The organism is Pseudomonas mercuritolerans (genome assembly GCF_025706525.1).
Lineage (GTDB): Bacteria > Pseudomonadota > Gammaproteobacteria > Pseudomonadales > Pseudomonadaceae > Aquipseudomonas > Aquipseudomonas mercuritolerans.
In genome coordinates this window covers 266,896-284,811 of the sequence record NZ_JAMSHA010000009.1, presented here as the reverse complement: position 1 = coordinate 284,811, position 17,916 = coordinate 266,896, and the positions used below count along the sequence as shown (strand labels likewise).

Annotated in this window: 17 protein-coding genes; 5 read left to right on the top strand and 12 right to left on the bottom strand. The window is 60.9% G+C overall.

Annotation, left to right across the window (positions count from 1 at the left end):
* Positions 1-49: 49 nt before the first annotated feature.
* Positions 50-2,884, bottom strand: coding sequence for an excinuclease ABC subunit UvrA (gene uvrA, locus ND528_RS24245; protein ID WP_039761937.1), 2,835 nt, complete (start codon positions 2,882-2,884; stop codon positions 50-52).
* Positions 2,885-3,075: 191 nt separating this feature from the next.
* On the opposite strand from uvrA, the gene ND528_RS24240 reads away from it, so the two are divergent.
* Positions 3,076-4,473 (top strand): MFS transporter, encoded by a 1,398-nt coding sequence (locus ND528_RS24240; RefSeq protein ID WP_263471388.1) that lies wholly within the window; start codon positions 3,076-3,078, stop codon positions 4,471-4,473.
* A gap of 9 nt (positions 4,474-4,482) precedes the next feature.
* Positions 4,483-5,001, top strand: a complete 519-nt coding sequence (locus ND528_RS24235) for a single-stranded DNA-binding protein (protein WP_003228709.1) — start codon at positions 4,483-4,485, stop codon at positions 4,999-5,001.
* Between the two features lie 194 nt (positions 5,002-5,195).
* On the opposite strand, the gene ND528_RS24230 is transcribed toward ND528_RS24235, so the two are convergent.
* The 7 genes from ND528_RS24230 to ND528_RS24200 all read right to left on the bottom strand — a co-directional run bounded on the left by ND528_RS24230 (position 5,196) and on the right by ND528_RS24200 (position 10,459).
* Positions 5,196-6,353, bottom strand: coding sequence for a glutathionylspermidine synthase family protein (locus ND528_RS24230; protein WP_130912282.1), 1,158 nt, complete (start codon positions 6,351-6,353; stop codon positions 5,196-5,198).
* A gap of 1 nt (position 6,354) precedes the next feature.
* On the bottom strand, positions 6,355-7,056 hold the full coding sequence (locus tag ND528_RS24225) for a DUF1190 domain-containing protein (protein ID WP_110646974.1): 702 nt from the start codon (positions 7,054-7,056) through the stop codon (positions 6,355-6,357).
* An 18-nt stretch (positions 7,057-7,074) separates the two neighbouring features.
* On the bottom strand, positions 7,075-7,500 hold the full coding sequence (locus ND528_RS24220) for a DUF350 domain-containing protein (RefSeq protein WP_016772952.1): 426 nt from the start codon (positions 7,498-7,500) through the stop codon (positions 7,075-7,077).
* A 15-nt stretch (positions 7,501-7,515) separates the two neighbouring features.
* Positions 7,516-8,166 carry a YjfK family protein gene (locus ND528_RS24215; RefSeq protein WP_263471387.1) on the bottom strand — a complete coding sequence of 217 codons (651 nt, stop codon included), beginning with the start codon at positions 8,164-8,166 and terminating at the stop codon, positions 7,516-7,518.
* Between the two features lie 210 nt (positions 8,167-8,376).
* Positions 8,377-9,075 (bottom strand): PspA/IM30 family protein, encoded by a 699-nt coding sequence (locus ND528_RS24210; RefSeq protein WP_016772954.1) that lies wholly within the window; start codon positions 9,073-9,075, stop codon positions 8,377-8,379.
* Between the two features lie 17 nt (positions 9,076-9,092).
* Positions 9,093-9,674 (bottom strand): YjfI family protein, encoded by a 582-nt coding sequence (locus ND528_RS24205; protein ID WP_408005061.1) that lies wholly within the window; start codon positions 9,672-9,674, stop codon positions 9,093-9,095.
* Positions 9,675-9,904: 230 nt separating this feature from the next.
* Positions 9,905-10,459 (bottom strand): cysteine hydrolase family protein, encoded by a 555-nt coding sequence (locus ND528_RS24200; RefSeq protein WP_137215703.1) that lies wholly within the window; start codon positions 10,457-10,459, stop codon positions 9,905-9,907.
* A 101-nt stretch (positions 10,460-10,560) separates the two neighbouring features.
* Here ND528_RS24200 and ND528_RS24195 point away from each other — a divergent pair, with 101 nt between their 5' ends.
* From ND528_RS24195 to ND528_RS24185, 3 genes are all read left to right on the top strand, one after another.
* Complete coding sequence (locus ND528_RS24195; RefSeq protein ID WP_130912278.1) at positions 10,561-11,562, top strand: GlxA family transcriptional regulator; 1,002 nt, start codon at positions 10,561-10,563, stop codon at positions 11,560-11,562.
* A 279-nt stretch (positions 11,563-11,841) separates the two neighbouring features.
* Positions 11,842-12,951, top strand: a complete 1,110-nt coding sequence (locus ND528_RS24190) for a DUF3182 family protein (RefSeq protein WP_263471386.1) — start codon at positions 11,842-11,844, stop codon at positions 12,949-12,951.
* Positions 12,941-13,699: an alpha/beta hydrolase family protein gene (locus tag ND528_RS24185; RefSeq protein ID WP_016772959.1), complete on the top strand. Its 759-nt coding sequence runs from the start codon at positions 12,941-12,943 to the stop codon at positions 13,697-13,699. Before ND528_RS24190 ends, ND528_RS24185 begins: the two co-directional genes overlap by 11 nt.
* Before the next feature lie 111 nt (positions 13,700-13,810).
* On the opposite strand, the gene ND528_RS24180 is transcribed toward ND528_RS24185, so the two are convergent.
* Genes ND528_RS24180 through ND528_RS24165 form a run of 4 tightly spaced genes read right to left on the bottom strand, consistent with a single transcriptional unit; the run spans position 13,811 to position 17,785 of the window.
* Positions 13,811-14,797: a lysylphosphatidylglycerol synthase domain-containing protein gene (locus ND528_RS24180; RefSeq protein ID WP_263471385.1), complete on the bottom strand. Its 987-nt coding sequence runs from the start codon at positions 14,795-14,797 to the stop codon at positions 13,811-13,813.
* Positions 14,794-16,068 (bottom strand): cardiolipin synthase ClsB, encoded by a 1,275-nt coding sequence (gene clsB / locus ND528_RS24175; RefSeq protein WP_016772961.1) that lies wholly within the window; start codon positions 16,066-16,068, stop codon positions 14,794-14,796. Before clsB ends, ND528_RS24180 begins: the two co-directional genes overlap by 4 nt.
* Complete coding sequence (locus ND528_RS24170; protein ID WP_263471384.1) at positions 16,065-16,862, bottom strand: endonuclease/exonuclease/phosphatase family protein; 798 nt, start codon at positions 16,860-16,862, stop codon at positions 16,065-16,067. Before ND528_RS24170 ends, clsB begins: the two co-directional genes overlap by 4 nt.
* Positions 16,859-17,785: a DUF72 domain-containing protein gene (locus ND528_RS24165; protein WP_263471383.1), complete on the bottom strand. Its 927-nt coding sequence runs from the start codon at positions 17,783-17,785 to the stop codon at positions 16,859-16,861. The genes ND528_RS24170 and ND528_RS24165 overlap by 4 nt, the downstream gene beginning before the upstream one ends.
* Positions 17,786-17,916 lie beyond the last annotated feature (131 nt).

Genomic DNA, 17,916 nt, shown 5'->3' with positions numbered 1-17,916 from the left:
AAAGCCCCTGTCACTTCATCAGTGACAGGGGCTTTTTCATGCCTGGCACTTAAGCCCGATCGCGGATCAGCAGCGGCTTGAGGTAATGGCCGGTGTGAGATTGCTTCATCTCGGCCACTTCCTCCGGCGTACCGGTGGCAATGATCTGCCCGCCTTTGGAACCGCCTTCAGGACCGAGGTCCACCAGCCAGTCAGCGGTCTTGATCACATCGAGATTGTGCTCGATGACCACCACAGTGTTGCCGTGGTCGCGCAGACGATGGAGAACGTCGAGCAACTGCTGGATATCGGCGAAGTGCAGACCGGTGGTTGGCTCGTCGAGGATGTACAGGGTTTTGCCCGTATCGCGTTTGGACAGCTCGCGCGACAACTTGACCCGCTGCGCTTCACCGCCGGACAGGGTCGTTGCCGACTGCCCGAGCTTGATGTAGGACAGGCCGACATCCATCAGCGTTTGCAGCTTGCGCGCCAGTGCCGGAACCGCGTCGAAGAATTCCCGTGCTTCCTCAATGGTCATTTCGAGGGTTTCATGGATGCTCTTGCCCTTGTACTTGATTTCAAGGGTTTCGCGGTTGTAGCGCTTGCTCTTGCACACATCGCAGGGCACGTAGATGTCCGGCAGGAAGTGCATTTCCACCTTGATCAGGCCATCGCCCTGGCACGCTTCGCAGCGACCGCCCTTGACGTTGAACGAGAAACGCCCTGGGCCGTAACCCCGGGAGCGCGACTCGGGCACGCCGGCAAACAGTTCGCGGATCGGCGTGAACAGCCCGGTGTAGGTCGCCGGGTTGGAGCGCGGAGTACGGCCGATCGGGCTCTGGTCGATGTCGACGACTTTGTCGAGATGTTCCAGGCCTTTGATGCTGTCATGCGCAGCCGCTTCCAGCGTGGTCGCGCCATTCAGTGCAGTGGCGCTGAGCGGGAACAGCGTGTTGTTGATCAGTGTCGACTTGCCCGAACCGGATACGCCAGTCACGCAAGTCAGCAGGCCGATCGGGATGTCCAGATCGACGTTGCGCAGGTTGTTGCCACGCGCACCTTTGAGCGACAGGTTGAGCTTCTTGTTGCGCGGCGTGCGTTTGGCCGGCACTTCGATCTTCACCCGGCCGGACAGGTATTTGCCGGTCAGCGAATCCGGGTGCGCCATGACTTCGTCAGGCGTGCCTTCGGCAACGATCTGTCCGCCGTGCACACCGGCGCCAGGGCCGATATCGACGACATAGTCAGCCAGACGAATCGCGTCTTCATCGTGCTCGACCACGATCACCGTGTTGCCGATATCGCGCAAATGCTTGAGCGTACCGAGCAGCCGATCGTTGTCGCGCTGATGCAGGCCAATGGACGGTTCATCGAGGATATACAGAACGCCGACCAGACCGGCGCCAATCTGGCTGGCCAGACGAATCCGTTGCGCTTCGCCACCGGACAATGTGTCGGCACTGCGATCCAGCGACAGATAGTCGAGGCCGACGTTGACCAGAAATTGCAGGCGCTCGCGGATTTCCTTGAGGATCTTGTCGGCAATCTCGCCGCGGCGACCGGTCATCTTCAGCGCGCCGAAATATTCGCAGGCATCGCCAATCGGCAGGTTGGTCACTGCCGGCAAGGTTTTCTCGCCGACCCAGACGTGCCGGGCTTCACGGCGCAGACGCGTGCCACGGCAATCCGGGCAGGCCTGATGGCTGAGGAACTTGGCCAGCTCTTCGCGCACGCTCGCCGATTCGGTTTCGCGGTAACGACGCTCAAGATTCGGCACGATGCCCTCGAAAGGGTGCGAGCGTTTGACGATATCGCCACGGTCGTTGAGGTATTTGAAGTCGACGTTTTGCGAGCCACTGCCGTGCAGGATGAACTTCTGCTGCTCGGCGCTCAGGTCGTTGAAGGGCTTGTCCAGGCTGAACTTGTAGTGCGAGGCGAGTGAGCCGAGCATCTGGAAGTAATAAACGTTGCGCCGGTCCCAGCCGCGTATTGCACCTTCGGCCAGGGTCAGCTCGCCATTGACCAGACGCTTGATGTCGAAGAACTGCTTCACACCCAGGCCATCGCAGGTCGGGCAGGCGCCGGCCGGGTTGTTGAAGGAAAACAGCTTGGGTTCCAGCTCGCTGATCGCATGGCCGCAGATCGGGCAGGCGAAGCGTGCGGAGAAGATCATTTCTTCGCCCGGCTCGTCGTCCATCGGCGCGACCAGGGCAATGCCGTCGGCCAGTTTCAGCGCGGTTTCGAAAGATTCGGCCAGACGTTGCTGCAGATCGGCGCGAACCTTGAAGCGGTCGACGATCACATCGATCGAATGCTTCTTCTGTTTATCCAGCTTCGGCAGCTCGTCGAGTTCGCAAATGCGTCCGTTGACCCGGGCGCGGACGAAACCCTGCGCACGCAATTCTTCGAAGACCGAAAGGTGTTCGCCCTTGCGCTCGCGGATCACCGGTGCCAGCAGCATGAGTTTGCTGCCTTCCGGCTGTGCCAGCACCAGGTCGACCATCTGGCTGACAGTCTGCGCCTCCAGTGGAATGTCGTGATCCGGGCAACGCGGCGTACCCACGCGGGCATAGAGCAAACGCAGGTAGTCGTAGATTTCGGTGATGGTGCCGACCGTGGAGCGCGGGTTGTGCGAGGTCGACTTCTGTTCGATGGAGATCGCCGGCGACAGGCCTTCGATGGTGTCGACGTCGGGTTTTTCCATCATCGACAGGAACTGCCGGGCGTAGGCCGACAGCGATTCGACATAGCGGCGCTGACCTTCGGCATACAGCGTGTCGAACGCCAGGGACGACTTGCCGGATCCGGACAGGCCGGTGATGACGATCAGTTTGTCCCGTGGCAGGGTCAGGTCGATGTTCTTCAGGTTGTGGGTACGGGCCCCACGTATCAGGATCTTGTCCAAAGTGGCCTCGCTTGGCGGGCGTCGAAAACGTAGGAGTATACGGGCAAATACTGGATGGATGCACACTATCAAACGAAGGGCGTTTTGCCGTTCATGAAGAGAGTTTCATCTATACGCGTCATAGCGTCGCGATATACCCCGTCTTCCGATGGGACTGGTAGAATCGCCGCCGGTTCACACGAGGTTTTTCCATGCACGATCCCCACAGCGAACGCATGAGTGGCAGCGAGACCCGCGCGGCGAGCGGTCTGGCCCTGGTGTTCGCCTTCCGTATGCTTGGCATGTTCATGGTGTTGCCGGTGCTGGCGACCTATGGCATGGATCTGGCGGGAGCGACCCCGGCCCTGATCGGGCTGGCGATTGGCGCTTACGGTCTGACCCAGGCGATTTTCCAGATCCCGTTCGGGATCATTTCCGACCGCATCGGCCGTCGACCGGTGATCTACCTCGGCCTGATCGTCTTCGCCCTCGGCAGTGTGCTGGCTTCGCAGGCCGATTCGATCTGGGGCGTGATCGCCGGGCGGATCCTGCAAGGCGCCGGGGCGATTTCCGCAGCGGTCATGGCGCTGCTTTCCGACCTGACTCGCGAGCAGCATCGGACCAAAGCCATGGCGATGATCGGCATGACCATCGGCCTGTCGTTCGCCGTGGCCATGGTTGTCGGCCCGTTGTTGACCAGTGCGTTCGGGCTGTCCGGGCTGTTCCTTGCCACTGGCGCCATGGCGCTGGTCGGCATTTTGATCATCATGTTCATGGTGCCGCAATCCACCGGGCCGTTGCAGCACCGGGAATCCGGCGTGGCGCGGCAGGCGCTGATGCCGACGCTCAAGCACCCGGACCTGCTGCGCCTGGATCTGGGCATCTTTGTGTTACATGCCATGTTGATGTCGAGCTTCGTTGCCTTGCCCTTGGCACTGGTGACAAAAGCCGGGCTGCCCAAGGAACAGCACTGGTGGGTCTACCTCACCGCGCTGCTGATTTCGTTCTTCGCCATGATCCCGTTCATTATCTACGGCGAGAAGAAACGCAAAATGAAACGAGTTTTGCTCGGCGCCGTCATGACATTGATGCTGACTGAACTATTCTTCTGGCAGTTCGGCGACAGCCTGCGCGCTCTGGTGATTGGTACGGTGGTGTTTTTCACCGCGTTCAATCTGCTCGAGGCATCGTTGCCGTCGCTGATCAGCAAGGTTTCACCGGCAGGCGGCAAGGGCACGGCCATGGGCGTGTACTCCACCAGCCAGTTCCTCGGTTCGGCACTCGGCGGGATACTCGGCGGCTGGTTGTTCCAGCATGGCGGTCTGTCGGTTGTGTTCCTCGGATGCGCCGCGCTGGCTGCACTTTGGCTGGCCTTTGCTGTTACCATGCGCGAACCTCCCTACGTGACGAGCCTGCGCTTGCCGTTGTCGCCCGAAGCGATCCGCGAAGCGGGTCTGGTCGAGCGCCTCAAGGCCCTGGTAGGGGTAACAGATGCAGTGATAGTCGCCGAAGAGGCGGCTGTTTACATCAAACTGGACAAAGAATTAGTGGATCGCACCACCCTCGAACGCCTGGTCAACAACCCGGCCGGGGCTGCGTGCGACGCTTAGGAGAACGTTATGGCCCGTGGGGTTAACAAAGTCATATTGGTCGGCACTTGCGGCCAGGATCCCGAAGTTCGCTACCTGCCTAACGGTAACGCCGTGACCAACCTGAGTCTGGCCACCAGCGAACAATGGACCGACAAGCAGACCGGTCAGAAGGTCGAGAAGACCGAGTGGCACCGTGTGTCGATGTTCGGCAAGGTTGCCGAGATCGCCGGCGAATACCTGCGCAAGGGTTCGCAGGTGTACATCGAAGGCAAGCTGCAGACCCGCGAGTGGGAAAAGGACGGCATCAAGCGTTACACCACTGAAATCGTGGTCGACATGCAAGGCACCATGCAACTGCTCGGCGGCCGTCCACAACAGGGCGATCAGCAAGGCGGCGGCAACAACTACCAGCAGCAGGCGCCACGTCAGCAGGCTCCACGCCCGCAGCAGTCGGCTCCACAGCAGCGTTCGGCTCCGGCGCCTCAGCAGGCCGCACCGCAACCGGCTCCGGATTTCGACAGCTTCGATGACGATATTCCGTTCTGATTTGTCGCTGTAACCGCTTTGAATGAAAAAGGCCCGTCGCTTAAACGACGGGCCTTTTTTGTTCAGGAAATTCCTAGCGACTCGCAATTTCCTGTGGGAGCGAGCCTGCTCGCGAATGCGTCAGATCAGTCGATGAATCTGTAACTGACAGGACGCTTTCGCGAGCAGGCTCGCTCACACAAGGTAACTTCGTCTTAATCCAGGATCAGGTGCGGCAGGAAGCGGCTGGAGTCCTTGGTGATCAGACTATTGTCCTCGCGCACACCAATCCCTGCCGCCTCATCTCCAATCACCCACGAGCCAATCAGCGTGTAGCTGTCGCCAAACTTCGGCAGCGGCGCGAACTCCTGCAGGATGAATGGCGCATCGGTGTAGGGGCCGTCCTCTTTGACGATCAGACCTTCCGCCGTTTGCAGTTCGATGTTGGCGCCTTCGCGGGAGAAGTACGGCTTGCGCACCCAGCCCTTCGGCACGCCACTTTGCGGATTCGGATCAAGGTGCGCAGCGAGCAGATTCGGATGTCCCTTGTGCAATTCCCACAGCAACGGCAGCGCACCTTTGTTGGACAGGATCGCCTTCCACGCCGGTTCGAAAAACTGCGTATCGCACTCGGCGATCGCGGCGCCGAACGGTTCGTGGAAGATGAATTCCCAAGCGTGCAGCTTGAACAGGTGCGGAATCCAGCGATCCTGCAGATCGACGAAACGACCCTCAGCCGTCAGGCCGATGTCTTCGATATCGATGTGGCGTGATTCGATGCCGACCTTTTCCGCGATCAGCCGCAGATAGTCGGTGGTGCCTTTGTCCTCGACCGAGTCCTTCATCGACGCAAAGTAGAACGGCCGCTTCAACTGCAACTCGGCGAAGGCCTGATGCAGCTTGGTGTCGATGCTGTTGAACTGGTCGGCATGCGGCGGCAGCGTGCCACGCTCGATGCATTGTTCCAGCCAGCCCCACTGAAACGCCGCCGCTTCATAGAGGCTGGTCGGCGTGTCGTAGTTGAGCTCCAGCAGTTTCGCCGGCCCGTTGCCGCTGTAGGAAAAGTCCATGCGACCGTACAGATGCGGATGACCTTCGCGCCAGGAGGTGCGGATCATGTCGTAGTACGCCGCCGGGATACTCAGGCGATCGAGCAACTCCTCGCTGTTGACCACGCGATCAACCAGATCCATGCACATCTCGTGCAGTTCGGTGGTCGGGTCTTCGAGATCGTTTTCGATCTGCGCGAGGCTGAACTGGTAGTAGGCGCTTTCGTCCCAGTACGGTTCGTCGTCGATGGTGTGGAACAGGAAACCGAGGCTTTCGGCGGTGTGTTTCCAGTCGGGGCGCTCGGCGCAGTGGATCTTTTTCATGTCAGCTGCTCGAGCGTCCGGAACTGCTTCCCCAGCCACCCCAACCGCTGCGGGCGCTGGACTGACTACCGAAGCCGCCGCGCGAAGTCGACGAGGCAACGTTCACCGGTTTGCTCTTGCTGCTCTCGTAATCCGACTGGCTGCGCGAGGTTGTGTCAGCTCGGCGGTACTGCGTTGAGGTGTTGTACGGCTGGCGCGTTTCGCGATCACGGTAAACAGTGCGTTCGGCGTTGTTGCTCATTGCGTTGCCGATCAGCCATCCGGTCAGCCAGCCATTGCCGCCGCCACCTGAGCCACCGGAATAGTGCGAGCCGCCGTGGCTTGCGCTGCTGCTGGTGGTGGTGTCGCCCGCTGGCATTTGCGAATTGGCGATGGCATCGAGATCTTGCGGCGTCTCGGCATTGCCCGGCACTTTGAAGCCGCCGAGTTTCGGCACGAAACGGCCATCGGAATTTTTCTGACACCAGCCAGCGGCAAAGTCTGCGTCGCACTTGGCCTTGTCGGTGTAGGCCGGGGCGATGCGTCGGTGTTCGTTCAGGGCGGCGACGTAGGCGCTGGAGCAGAGATCGGCGGCCAATTCGGCGTCGACACACTGTTCAACGCTTTGGAAGTTGCGCGGCTGATCCAGCGCCGCTGCTTCACCGGAAATCGCCATCGCCACCGACGCGGCGAGGGACAACTGCACGTATTTGCTGCGTTTCATCGAGAGGCTTCCTGCCGGTCAGTGGGACGGGGTCATGCACGCGGCATTGAGCATGCCGACGCTGATCGCCACGGCCGCCACATAGATGCCGGCCGCCACTTCGCCGTTGGCGATGCGCTGGGAAGTGCCCTTGAGCACCAGCCCGGTCGCAACGAACGCCAACAGCTGCACGACTGCAGCGATGACTGCCCAGAGGACGAAGTCGAGCACGTTGACCGAGTAGGCGATCACGTTGCTCGCCGGAATGGCGAAACCGATGATCGCCCCGGACAGGGCAATGGCGGCGGCAGTGTTGCCGGCACGGATCAGTTCGAATTCCTTGTGCGCGGTAATGCGCGTGTAGACGAATTGAAACAGCATGAACAGCAACACGGCGCCGATCAGGTAGACGACAAAACCGACCAGCGCGGTTTTGTTCAGGGAAACGGCCAAGACTTCCAGCATGAAAAACTTCCTTTTTTAGATGGCGCTCAAATCAGTCGTGTACAGCGAGATGCCCAGCGAGGTGCTCAGGCTGACGGTGCCTTCTTCGTCCTGTTCGACGGAGAACAGCAGCAGTTCGCGACGATCGGTGAGGCCGGTGTCGCGGGCATACAGCATGGCGTGGTGCTTGATGGTGTAGGACTCGTCCGGGTTGACCACCTGTTCGGTCATTGGCACCAGTTCGGTCTGATGCAACTCGGTGCCCCATTCGCGGGTGTATTCAACACCGTCGTGGTGGTAGGTCGGCAGACCGATCAGGCTGTTGGGGCCGGCCAGACGCTGCAGTTCGGCGTCACTGTTGACCGTCACGTAGCTGAGGTAATTGAACAGGGTGACCGACTCGATCTGGTCTTCACCGGTGACGTGGATCTGCACCCAGAAATCCTCGTCGTTCATGTAGTAGCGGTGCAGTTTGTTGGACTGGCCGAGGTCGACCCAGCCGGCGCTCCACACCGCTTGATCGAACGGCACTCGCACCGAGGTCGAACCTTCCAGCAGCAATGCCAAGGTCGTGTCGAAGCGCACGCCTTTGCCTTGAGCCATGCCCAGCGGGCCGCTGGCGCCAGTGCTCGTTGGCGCAGTGGCCTGCCAATTGCTGGTGCCGAGCAAGTCTTTAAACCATCCCATGGGTACGTTCCTTGAAGCGGGTGGAGGTGTTCGGGGGTGAAAAAGTGGCGGTAGTGTACCGGGCGAAGCGGTGAACGAGCAGAGGCAATTACGCCGTGAAACCATGTGGGAGCGAGCCTGCTCGCGAATGGGTTGTGTCAGTCACTCGATTATTTGACTGTCACGACGCTTTCGCGAGCAGGCTCGCTCCCACAAGTTACCGTTCAGTGATTACTGCGCGGACTTCTGCTTCAGCCGCTCAAGGATTGCATTGGCGCTGCCTTCGTTCGGCGTGATGCCGGCGTCGCGCAGTTTGCGTTCCAGGTCGTTGCCGGTAGAGGCGTCGGCCAGTTCGTCTGCGGCGTTCAGTTCGGCAGCGCGTTGCTGCTGCTTGGCTTGCAGGCGGTTCAGGGTGCCGACGGCGGTCTCGAGTTTGCCGTTGGCGCCGCCGCTGGCGATCGAGGCGCTGACCTGGGCTTTCTGCACGCTGTCGCGGGCCTTGGCCATGTCCACTTGCTGGCGCAGGCTCTTGATCCGCGACTCGGCTTTGCTGATGTCTTTGCGCATGTTGTCGGCGTAGGCGCCGAATTCATCGCTGAGTTTCTTCTCGGCAGCGAGGTCGTTGGTCAGGGTCGAAATCGCTTCGGCCACTTCCAGTGCCAGGTCTTCGCGGCCGGCATTCAGTGCAGCAACAGCCTTGGCTTCGAGGTCCTTGATCTTGGCGTCGTACTCGCTGACGCGGTCGGCGGCCAGTTTGTGCTTGGCCATGATCGTTACCAGCTCGCGGCGGGCATTGGACAGCGCGGTGTCGGCGTCGCGGATTTCCTGATCGAGGATGCGCAGGGCCTGCTGATCGGCGATGGCTTCGCCGACTTCATTGGCGCCGCCGCGCAGTGCGGTGAACAACTTGCTCCAGATAGACTGAGTCATTGGATATTCCCTGTTGATTACTTGAAGAAGTGTTCGAAGGCTTCGCTGGCGCGCTGCACATTGTCGACCAGGGTTTTCACCTCGGTAACGACGTTGGTCAGGCTCGAATCGGCGCTGAGGGCGCCGAACATGTTGTAGACGGTCTGCCCGTTGGGCATCGACTCGATTCCGATCGACGACAGCGGGAACATCTCGCGGCTGCGCAGCACGGCATCGTTGAACGCCTGGACGTTGCTGATCGAATCGATGTCCACCAGCACGGTGTCGACGATGATCTGCTGGCCGGCCAGGGCGATGTGAATCGGCAGGCCGCCGAATTCGTTCATTTCCAGCTTGATGCTCGGTTCGGAGCTCTGGATCAGGGACAGCGAAATCTCTTGGGAAGCCACCTCGTCCAGCGCCTTGAGGGCATTGAAGAGGCTGTCGATGGTCCAGTTGTTGCCTGCGCTCATGTAATTCTCCGACATGAAAGAGCCAGCCAGAATCGGTTGGCGTAGCTGTTGCTCCATTTGCTTGAGCAAGCTTCGGTTTTCCGGAAGCACCCAAGTTTCGTGTTTCACATAACCGGCGGCGGCCAGGCCTGCGCGCATCTGCTTCATGTAGAAGCTCGACGGTTTTTTCGCCGACGCCTTGGCACGCTCGCCCTTGGGGCTGGCTGCGGCGGTCGTTCGGGTGCGGCTTGTCATGGCTGGAATCCGGTTATGAGCGTCTCACGCGTGGGCCACACTACAACTAATGCAAAGTGCCATCAATGACTCACGCGTGAGATTTTCATGACAGACGCAAAAAGGCCCGCAACGTGGCGGGCCAAGGGATTGCGCAGTTGTTGCTAGGCGTTGCTGCTCAGGAACTCGTCAGTGGATACCACGCTGGCGTAGGCAAAACCCAGCGCCGACATGAATGCTGCGTGCACATGGGCGGCCGGCACCGTCAGACCGTTGAATTCAAGGTCACGGCTGGCGCAGGCATCGTGAATCACCGTGACGACATACCCCATGTCCGCCGCCGCGCGGGTGATGCCATCGACGCACATATGGCTCATGCTGCCGACCACCACCAGGTCGGTGATGCCGTGTTCGTCTAGCACCGCTTGCAGTTCGGTTTCACGGAACGAGTTGACGAAATGCTTGAGCACCACCGGCTCGTCGGCGCGGTTGAGCACTTTCGGATGCAGTTTCGCGCCTTCGGAGCCGGGAGTGAAAAACGGCGCATCGTCGGAGGTGAATTCATGCCGAATGTGCACCACCGGATCGCCCGTTTCGCGAAAGGCTGCGATCAGCCGTGCGGCGTTGTCCGCAGCGGCGTCGGCGCCGACCAGCGGCCACTTGCCTTGGGGGAAGTAGTCGTTCTGGATATCGACTACGATGAGCGCTTGCTTGGTCATGGGATTGTCCTCGAGACGGTGATTGGGTGTGGCCTCAGTATTGACGCTGGCCGAGGATTCGAGGATTGGCCGCACCGACAATAGACGGGGGAAAACTGACAATGGCTGCACAAAGAGCCGCCACCGCTGAACTGGGCGTGCTGATTTATCCCGGCGCGCAACTGGCGGCGGTGCACGGTCTGACCGATCTGTTCGCCGTGGCCAACCGCATCGCCGTCGAGTATCAGGCTGTGCAATTGCCCTTGCTGCGGGTCAGTCACTGGCAGGTCGAGGGCGAGCAGCTGCCGACGCGGGTCTATGACAGTCATCCGGGTGCCGAAGACGCTTTGCTCGCCGTACTGATTCCACCGTCCCTCGGCGGGTTCGATGCGGCGCAGATGACCGCGAGTCTTGCGCAATGGCTGCGCGATCAGCATGCGCGCGGCGCAACCCTTGGTGGTGTTTGTGTGGGCTCGTTGATGCTCGCAGAAAGCGGCTTGCTCGACGGTCGCAGCGCCACCACCCACTGGACCTCGGCCCAGGCGTTTGCCGAGCGTTACCCGAAGATCAGACTGAAGGCCGACACGCCGATTGTCGACGACGGTGACCTGATCACCACGGCCGGGCTGATGGCCTGGTCGGAACTGGGACTGCGCTTGGTCGATCGCTTGCTCGGCCCGAGCATCGCCACCGCGACCGCGCGTTTTCTGGTGATGGAACACAGCGACAGCGCCAGTGAATGCGGGAGCAATTTTGCGCCGATCCTCAGCCATGGCGACGCGGCGATTCTCAAGGTCCAGCACTGGCTGCAAAGCACCGGGGCGACGGATGTTTCGCTGAACGCGATGGCCGAGCGCGCGGGCCTTGAAGAACGCACTTTCCTGCGCCGATTCCGCGCCGCGACAGGCTTGAAACCGACCGAATATTGCCAGCACCTGCGGGTTGGCAAAGCGCGAGAAATGCTCGAGTTCACCAATGGCACGATCGACCACATTGCCTGGACGGTGGGCTATCAGGATCCGGGAGCGTTTCGCGCGATTTTCAAGAAGATTACCGGGCTGGGGCCGAGTGAGTACCGGGGGCGGTTTGGTGTGAACCCCGCTCCCAGAACGACGATGAACTAATGTGGGAGCGAGCCTGCTCGCGAAGGCGCTGGATCTACAGAATTGTAGACGGCTGACACTACGCTTTCGCGAGCAGGCTCGCTCCCACAATGATCGCGGCGAGGATGAGAGATCGTGCAATTTGCCGGAATTTTGCGCGCCGTCGTGCAGTTTGAAACAGGCTTCATGCCAGCACAGTCACGGCAAACTCCCGATTATCGGGCGGTTCGGAGAGATCGTTGATTGGCCTGATCTCTGCAATTTCCTTTGAGAACCCATCGACTGATAAAAGGGGAACGCATGACCCCGACACCCAGCAAGAAAATTGTCGTTGCCCATTCGGTGCGTGCCGAGGCGCCGCAACATGAAGTCGAGACCAATAAGGCCCTGGCGCGCTGGCTGGCGCAGATTCTTGGTTGCAAATTCGGCGGCAGCTACGATCCGGCCAAGCATCAAGACCGTGATCTGTATCTGCTGCCGACACAGACCATCGTCGGCGCCGCCCACGCGCAAGCGCTCGGCATCAACGGCCCCGATGACTTGTGGGGCGGTTACGTCGAATACGATTTCATCTGCACCAAAGCCATCAGCCACGGCTTGCGCAGCCATCTGGCGCACGCGCCGCAGGGCTGGTCGCCGCTGTTCTCGGAGCGGGTGCGCAACGTCGTGCTCGACGGTCTCAGCGTATTTGCCCTGGAAGATGCTCGGCCCGCCGCCGAACATTTGCTGTACGCCGGGCCGATTCGCTTGAAGCCGGTTCACGCTTGCGCCGGTCGCGGTCAGGAAGTGATCAAAAGCCTCGACGCGTTCGATGAGGTCCTCGCGCGGCCCGAGGCGCAAAATCTGTTCAAGGACGGCGTAGTGCTGGAGCAGGACTTGAGCAACGTCGTCACCCACAGCGTCGGCCAGTCGTTCATCGGCGGCAAAGTGTTGAGCTACTGCGGTGAGCAATACTTGACCGAGGACGGCCAGGGCGAAGAGGTCTACGGCGGTTCGAATCTGCTGGTGGTGCAGGGCGGCTATGACCAATTGCTCGCGCTGGATCTGCCTGACGATGTGCGTCTGGCCATCGAACAGGCACAGGTCTTCGACAGCGCCGCCAACGAAGCCTACCCGCGCTTCTTCGCCTCGCGGCGCAATTACGATATCGCCCAGGGCCTCGACGCCAGCGGCAACCCGCGCAGCGGCGTGCTCGAACAATCCTGGCGCATGGGCGGCGCCAGCAGTGCTGAAGTGGCCGCGCTGCAAAGCTTCGTCAACGATCCACAGATGCGCGCGATTCGCGTGTCGTCGGTGGAAACCTACACCGATCAGGCGCTGCCGGCCGACGCCATCGAGGTCTATCGCGGTCCGGCTGAAAACAGCGCGTTTCTTCTCAAATATGTGACGGTCCAATCCTATGACGGCTAGAAGCGAAAGCATTCAAATCGACATTGATGACGAACAGATGAGCGGGACTTTTCTCAGTCCCAAATCGAAAGTCCCGGGGGTGTTGTTTGTTCACGGTTGGGGCGGCAGTCAGGAACGTGATCTGGAACGGGCCAAAGGCATCGCCGGCCTGGGTTGCGTTTGCCTGACCTTCGACCTGCGCGGGCACACCGGCGGCACCGGAATTCCGCTGACCCGGGTGACCCGTGAAGACAATCTGCGTGACTTGCTGGCGGCCTATGATCGCCTGTTGGCGCACCCGGCGCTGGATACCTCGGCGATCGCCGTGGTCGGCACCAGTTATGGCGGTTATCTGGCCTCGATCCTGACGTCATTGCGCCCGGTGCGCTGGCTGGCGCTGCGCGTGCCGGCGCTGTACCGCGACGAGCAATGGCACACGCCCAAGCGCGATCTGGACAAGGCCGACCTGCGCGATTATCGCGGCACGCTGGTGCGCGCCGACAGCAATCGCGCCCTGCATGCCTGCTCGCAATTCACGGGTGACGTGCTGTTGGTGGAATCGGAAACCGACGATTTCGTGCCCCACGCGACGATCATGAGTTACCGCGCCGCGTGTCAGCAGACCCACTCGTTGACCCACCGGATCATCGATGGCGCGGATCACGCATTGAGTGATCCGGTGTCGCAGCAGGCGTATACGTCAATTCTGGTGGACTGGATTACCGAGATGGTGGTGGGGGAGCGGTTGAGCATTATCCAGTCCAGATGATGTGTCGCGTGTACCGGCCCCTTCGCGAGCAGGCTCGCTCCCACAGGTTGAACGCATTTCAAATGTGGGAGCGAGCCTGCTCGCGAAAGGGCCATCAGCAGCAAGGCATGGTCAGGAGGGTTTCTTTTCGATCCGCAACGCCTTGGCCTTGGCCTCCACCACCAGATACATCACCACCGTAATCAACAGCGGCAGCAGAAAATAAATCGCCCGATACGCCAGCAATCCCGCCACCAGACTGCCGCGCGATGCCTCGTGCTGCAGCAGCGCCACAAACACAGCTTCCAGCACCCCCAGCCCCGCCGGAATGTGCGTGATGACCCCGGCAATCGCGCTGATCAACAGCACGCCGAGCACCAGCGGATAATCCAGTTTGCTTGGCAGCAGAGTGAAAATCACCGCCGCCATCAGCGACCAGTTCAACGCGCCCAAAAGCAATTGCAGCACCGCCATGCGCAGCGACGGCAGGTTGATTTCCACGCCGCGAATCGACCACTCGCGGCGCTTGGAAAACTGACACGCCGCCAGATAGCCGGCGCTGACCAGCAGCAATAACACACCGACCAGTTGCAAGGCCGAACTGCTGAGTTTCCACCCCGGCGGCATACTCACCAGACCGCTGCTGAACACTACGCCAGCGATGGTCATGTAGCCGAACCAGTTGGTCGCCAGGCTCAGGCCAAGAATCTTGGCAATGTTGCCTTTGCTTACGCCCAGCCGCGAATACAGGCGATAACGCATGGCGATGCCGCCGACCCAGGCGCTGAGATTGAGGTTGAAGGCGTAACTGATGATGCCCACCGGCAGGATCTGCTTCCAGGTCAGGTCCTGACGAATGTAGGTGCGGCCGATCAGGTCGAAACTGGCGTACACCAGAAAGCTCAGCAGGGTCAGGCTGGCGGCGATGATCAGCGTGCGCACCTTGAAATCGGCAAGGGTCTCCAACACCTCGGCCCATTCGATGCGCGTGGCGAACATCGTCAGCAGGACGATCAGCGCAAGGAAAAACAGGATGGTCAGCGGACGTTTCCAGCGGCTCCATTTCGACGGCGTCGCTTGTGTCGAATGGGTATCAGAATGGACTTCGGAATGACTCATGGACGCGCACCTCGGAAAGGCTTCAGACGCGGTTTATGCGCCGGCAGCCAACCGGCCATGGCCGGGAAGTGCCGCAGGAAGTGGAACACCAGAAAACCCACGGTCATGTGCCAGATGCGCCCACGTGGCAACAGCTTGGCATCCATGGCTTTGCAGTGGTTCTGGCTGAGGTCTTCGAGGCGTTCGTACAAGTGCTGATTGAACGCGCGATCGCGGATCAGCACGTTGGCTTCCAGATTCAGCGACAGGCTCAGCGGGTCGAGATTGCTCGAGCCCACGGTGCTCCAGTCATCGTCGACCAGCGCGACCTTGCCGTGCAGCGGGCGCTGACAGTATTCGTGAATCTGCACGCCGGCACGCAGCAGATAATCGTAGGTCATGCGCGCCGCCAGTTTGGCTACGAGCATGTCCGGCTGGCCTTGCAGGATCAGCCGCACCTCGACGCCACGGCGGGCGGCGTTGCGGATTTCGCGCAGCAAACGGTAGCCGGGAAAGAAGTAGGCGTTGGCGATGATCACTCGGCGCTTGGCCTTGCGCAGCACCTGCAAATACACGTCTTCGATATCGGTGTTGTGTTGATCGTTATCGCGGAACACCAGGCGCACCTGGCCGTCGTGGTCGGTGAAGGCCATTTCCTCCAGACGCTGGCGCCGGCGCTGCCACCAGAACCGCGCGCGTCCGGGACGACCGCTTTGCAGGAGGGCGAAGTGATGGATATCGGCGACCACCGGGCCCTGGATCTCCACCGAGTAATCCTGCTTGGCTTCGGGGCCGAAGTCGGCCAAGTGATCGCCGGAAAAGTTGATCCCGCCAATGAACGCGATCAAGCCATCGACCACTACGATCTTGCGGTGCAAGCGGCGGAACCAGTTGGTGCGGATGCCGAGGTGCTTTGGCGCCGGATCGAAGATTTGCAGATGCACGCCGGCATCGCTCAAGGCCGACAGATAGCCGGTGCTCAGCTCGCCACAGCCGAAGCCGTCGAGGCTGACCGTGGTGCGCACGCCACGCTGGGCGGCTTCGATGAGGATCTGCTGCAACTCGGCGCCGACCTTGTCTTCGAAAACGATGAAGGTCTCCAGCAGGATCTCGCTCTTGGCTGCGCGCATCGCTTCGAATACGCGGGGGAAATACTCCTCGCCGTTCTCCAGCAGCTCTACGCGGTTGTTGCTGTGCCATTGATACTCGACGTCAACGTGGCCGGGCTCGCGCACCGGCGGGTTCAGCGGGACCGGGTCGACGGCGGATTTTTCCAGTGGCGCACTGTTCATAGTTCAATCTCCACCGATAACGGTGCGTGGTCGGAAAGGTGCGACCAGGGCCGGTTGGTCAAAACTTTCGGCCGGCTGGCCTTGAGGTTGCGCACGTAGATGCGGTCGAGCCGCAGCGCTGGCAGTCGCGCCGGGAAGCTGCGAGCCGGTTTGCCGTGGAGTTCGGCGAACACTTCGCGCAGGCCACAGGGCTTGAGCTGTGCATCGGCGCGCTGGCGCCAGTCATTGAAATCACCGGCGACGATCACCGGGGCATCGGCGGGCAGTTCGGCGAGGCGTTGCAGCAGCAGATCCAGCTGTGCGTTGCGATGGCTTTCGCGCAGGCCCAGATGCACGCAGATCGCGTGCACTTCGGTGCCGTCGCCAGGCAGGCGCAGCACGCAATGCAACAGGCCACGGTTTTCATGGCCGCTGATCGACACGTCGAGGTTGTCGTGGCGGATGATCTGGAATTTCGACAGCAGCGCATTGCCGTGATCGCCCGCCGGATACACCGCGTTGCGCCCGTAAGCGAATTGCGGCCAGAGGCTGTCGGCGAGGAATTCGTATTGCGGCATCGTCGGCCAGTTGTCGTAGCGTTTCGGATGCTGCTCGTGCGTGCCGTGCACTTCCTGCAGAAACACCACGTCGGCGGCGACGCTGCGCACCGCTTCACGCAGCTCCGGCAGAATGAAACGCCGGTTCAGCGCGGTGAAGCCCTTGTGGGTGTTGACGGTCAGTACGGTGAAGGTGCGCACCGAGGGCGCGACCACGGAGCCTTCGTCGGTGAAACCGACCGGTTCGGGAATACTCATGACAGAACTCCTTCTGCGGCAACTTGCCCGGGAGTCGTGGCCAGCTCTTTATCGAGGTCGAAGCGCTGCAAGAGGTTGCGTGCGTCGTAGGGCGCGCGGACTTTTATGTCGTTGTCGAAGTAGCAGAACACTTCGCGGGATTTGCGCGCGCGGGGTTTCAGGCGTGGCGCTATCAGGTGGGCGTCCTCTGGCTGTTTACCGTGATGCCAGGCGTCGATGCGCTCGGCCCAGCGCTTGAGCGCTTGTTCGGAATAACCGCTGGCGTAGAGCTCTTCGGCGCCGTGCAGGCGCAGATAGACGAAGTCGCTGGTGAGGTCTTCGCGGTACGGCCATTTGCCGGCGGTGTCAGCGACCACCAGAGCCACGTTGTGGCGCTTGAGCAGGCGCACGAACTCCGGGTCGATAAAGCTCTCGTGACGGATTTCCACGGCATGGCGCAACGGCTTCTTGCGCCAGGCTTTGACGCTGGCGTGGCCGGGCAAATGTGAATCATGTTGGCGGGCGAGGGCGGCTGCGGCTTGGGTGTCGTGGGGCAGTTGCGCGAGAAAATGGTCGAAACGCTCGGCGTCGAATTTGAAGTTTGGCGGAAACTGCCAGAGGATCGGCCCGAGTTTTTCCTTCAGCTCCAGCACACCCGAGGCAAAGAAATTCGCCAGCGGTTTTTCGATTTCGCGCAAGCGGCGCACGTGAGTGATGAAGCGCGGTGCCTTGACGCTGAACACGAAGTCATCAGGGGTTTCGGCGTACCACTGGGCGTAACGTTCAGGGCGTTGCAGGGCGTAGAACGATCCATTGATTTCGATGCTGTTGACCGCCCGGGAGGCGAACTGCAATTCGCGCTTCTGCGCCAGTCCCTTCGGGTAGAAATCCCCGCGCCACGGGGCGTAGCGCCAGCCTGAAATACCGATGTGAATCGTCGCCATCCCATCCTCCCGTAGAAAGTCCTCGTGTTGCCGTTGTTCTGTGATGACTGCGGCGGGCGCGGGAAAGTTTCGGTGGTGTTACGGGCGGTCGCGGGTGAAGCGAAGATCAAGAGCTTTCCCCCTCACCCCAA

Coding starts and splice junctions, on each gene's coding strand:
- ND528_RS24210 (WP_016772954.1), bottom strand. CDS start 9,075: ATGACTCAGTCTATCTGGAGCAAGTTGTTCACCGCACTGCGCGGCGGC.
- clsB (WP_016772961.1), bottom strand. CDS start 16,068: ATGAACAGTGCGCCACTGGAAAAATCCGCCGTCGACCCGGTCCCGCTG.
- ND528_RS24190 (WP_263471386.1), top strand. CDS start 11,842: ATGACCCCGACACCCAGCAAGAAAATTGTCGTTGCCCATTCGGTGCGT.
- ND528_RS24205 (WP_408005061.1), bottom strand. CDS start 9,674: ATGAAGCAGATGCGCGCAGGCCTGGCCGCCGCCGGTTATGTGAAACAC.
- ND528_RS24185 (WP_016772959.1), top strand. CDS start 12,941: ATGACGGCTAGAAGCGAAAGCATTCAAATCGACATTGATGACGAACAG.
- ND528_RS24220 (WP_016772952.1), bottom strand. CDS start 7,500: ATGCTGGAAGTCTTGGCCGTTTCCCTGAACAAAACCGCGCTGGTCGGT.
- ND528_RS24200 (WP_137215703.1), bottom strand. CDS start 10,459: ATGACCAAGCAAGCGCTCATCGTAGTCGATATCCAGAACGACTACTTC.
- ND528_RS24235 (WP_003228709.1), top strand. CDS start 4,483: ATGGCCCGTGGGGTTAACAAAGTCATATTGGTCGGCACTTGCGGCCAG.
- ND528_RS24240 (WP_263471388.1), top strand. CDS start 3,076: ATGCACGATCCCCACAGCGAACGCATGAGTGGCAGCGAGACCCGCGCG.
- ND528_RS24165 (WP_263471383.1), bottom strand. CDS start 17,785: ATGGCGACGATTCACATCGGTATTTCAGGCTGGCGCTACGCCCCGTGG.
- ND528_RS24170 (WP_263471384.1), bottom strand. CDS start 16,862: ATGAGTATTCCCGAACCGGTCGGTTTCACCGACGAAGGCTCCGTGGTC.
- ND528_RS24225 (WP_110646974.1), bottom strand. CDS start 7,056: ATGAAACGCAGCAAATACGTGCAGTTGTCCCTCGCCGCGTCGGTGGCG.
- ND528_RS24230 (WP_130912282.1), bottom strand. CDS start 6,353: ATGAAAAAGATCCACTGCGCCGAGCGCCCCGACTGGAAACACACCGCC.
- ND528_RS24195 (WP_130912278.1), top strand. CDS start 10,561: ATGGCTGCACAAAGAGCCGCCACCGCTGAACTGGGCGTGCTGATTTAT.
- ND528_RS24215 (WP_263471387.1), bottom strand. CDS start 8,166: ATGGGATGGTTTAAAGACTTGCTCGGCACCAGCAATTGGCAGGCCACT.
- ND528_RS24180 (WP_263471385.1), bottom strand. CDS start 14,797: ATGAGTCATTCCGAAGTCCATTCTGATACCCATTCGACACAAGCGACG.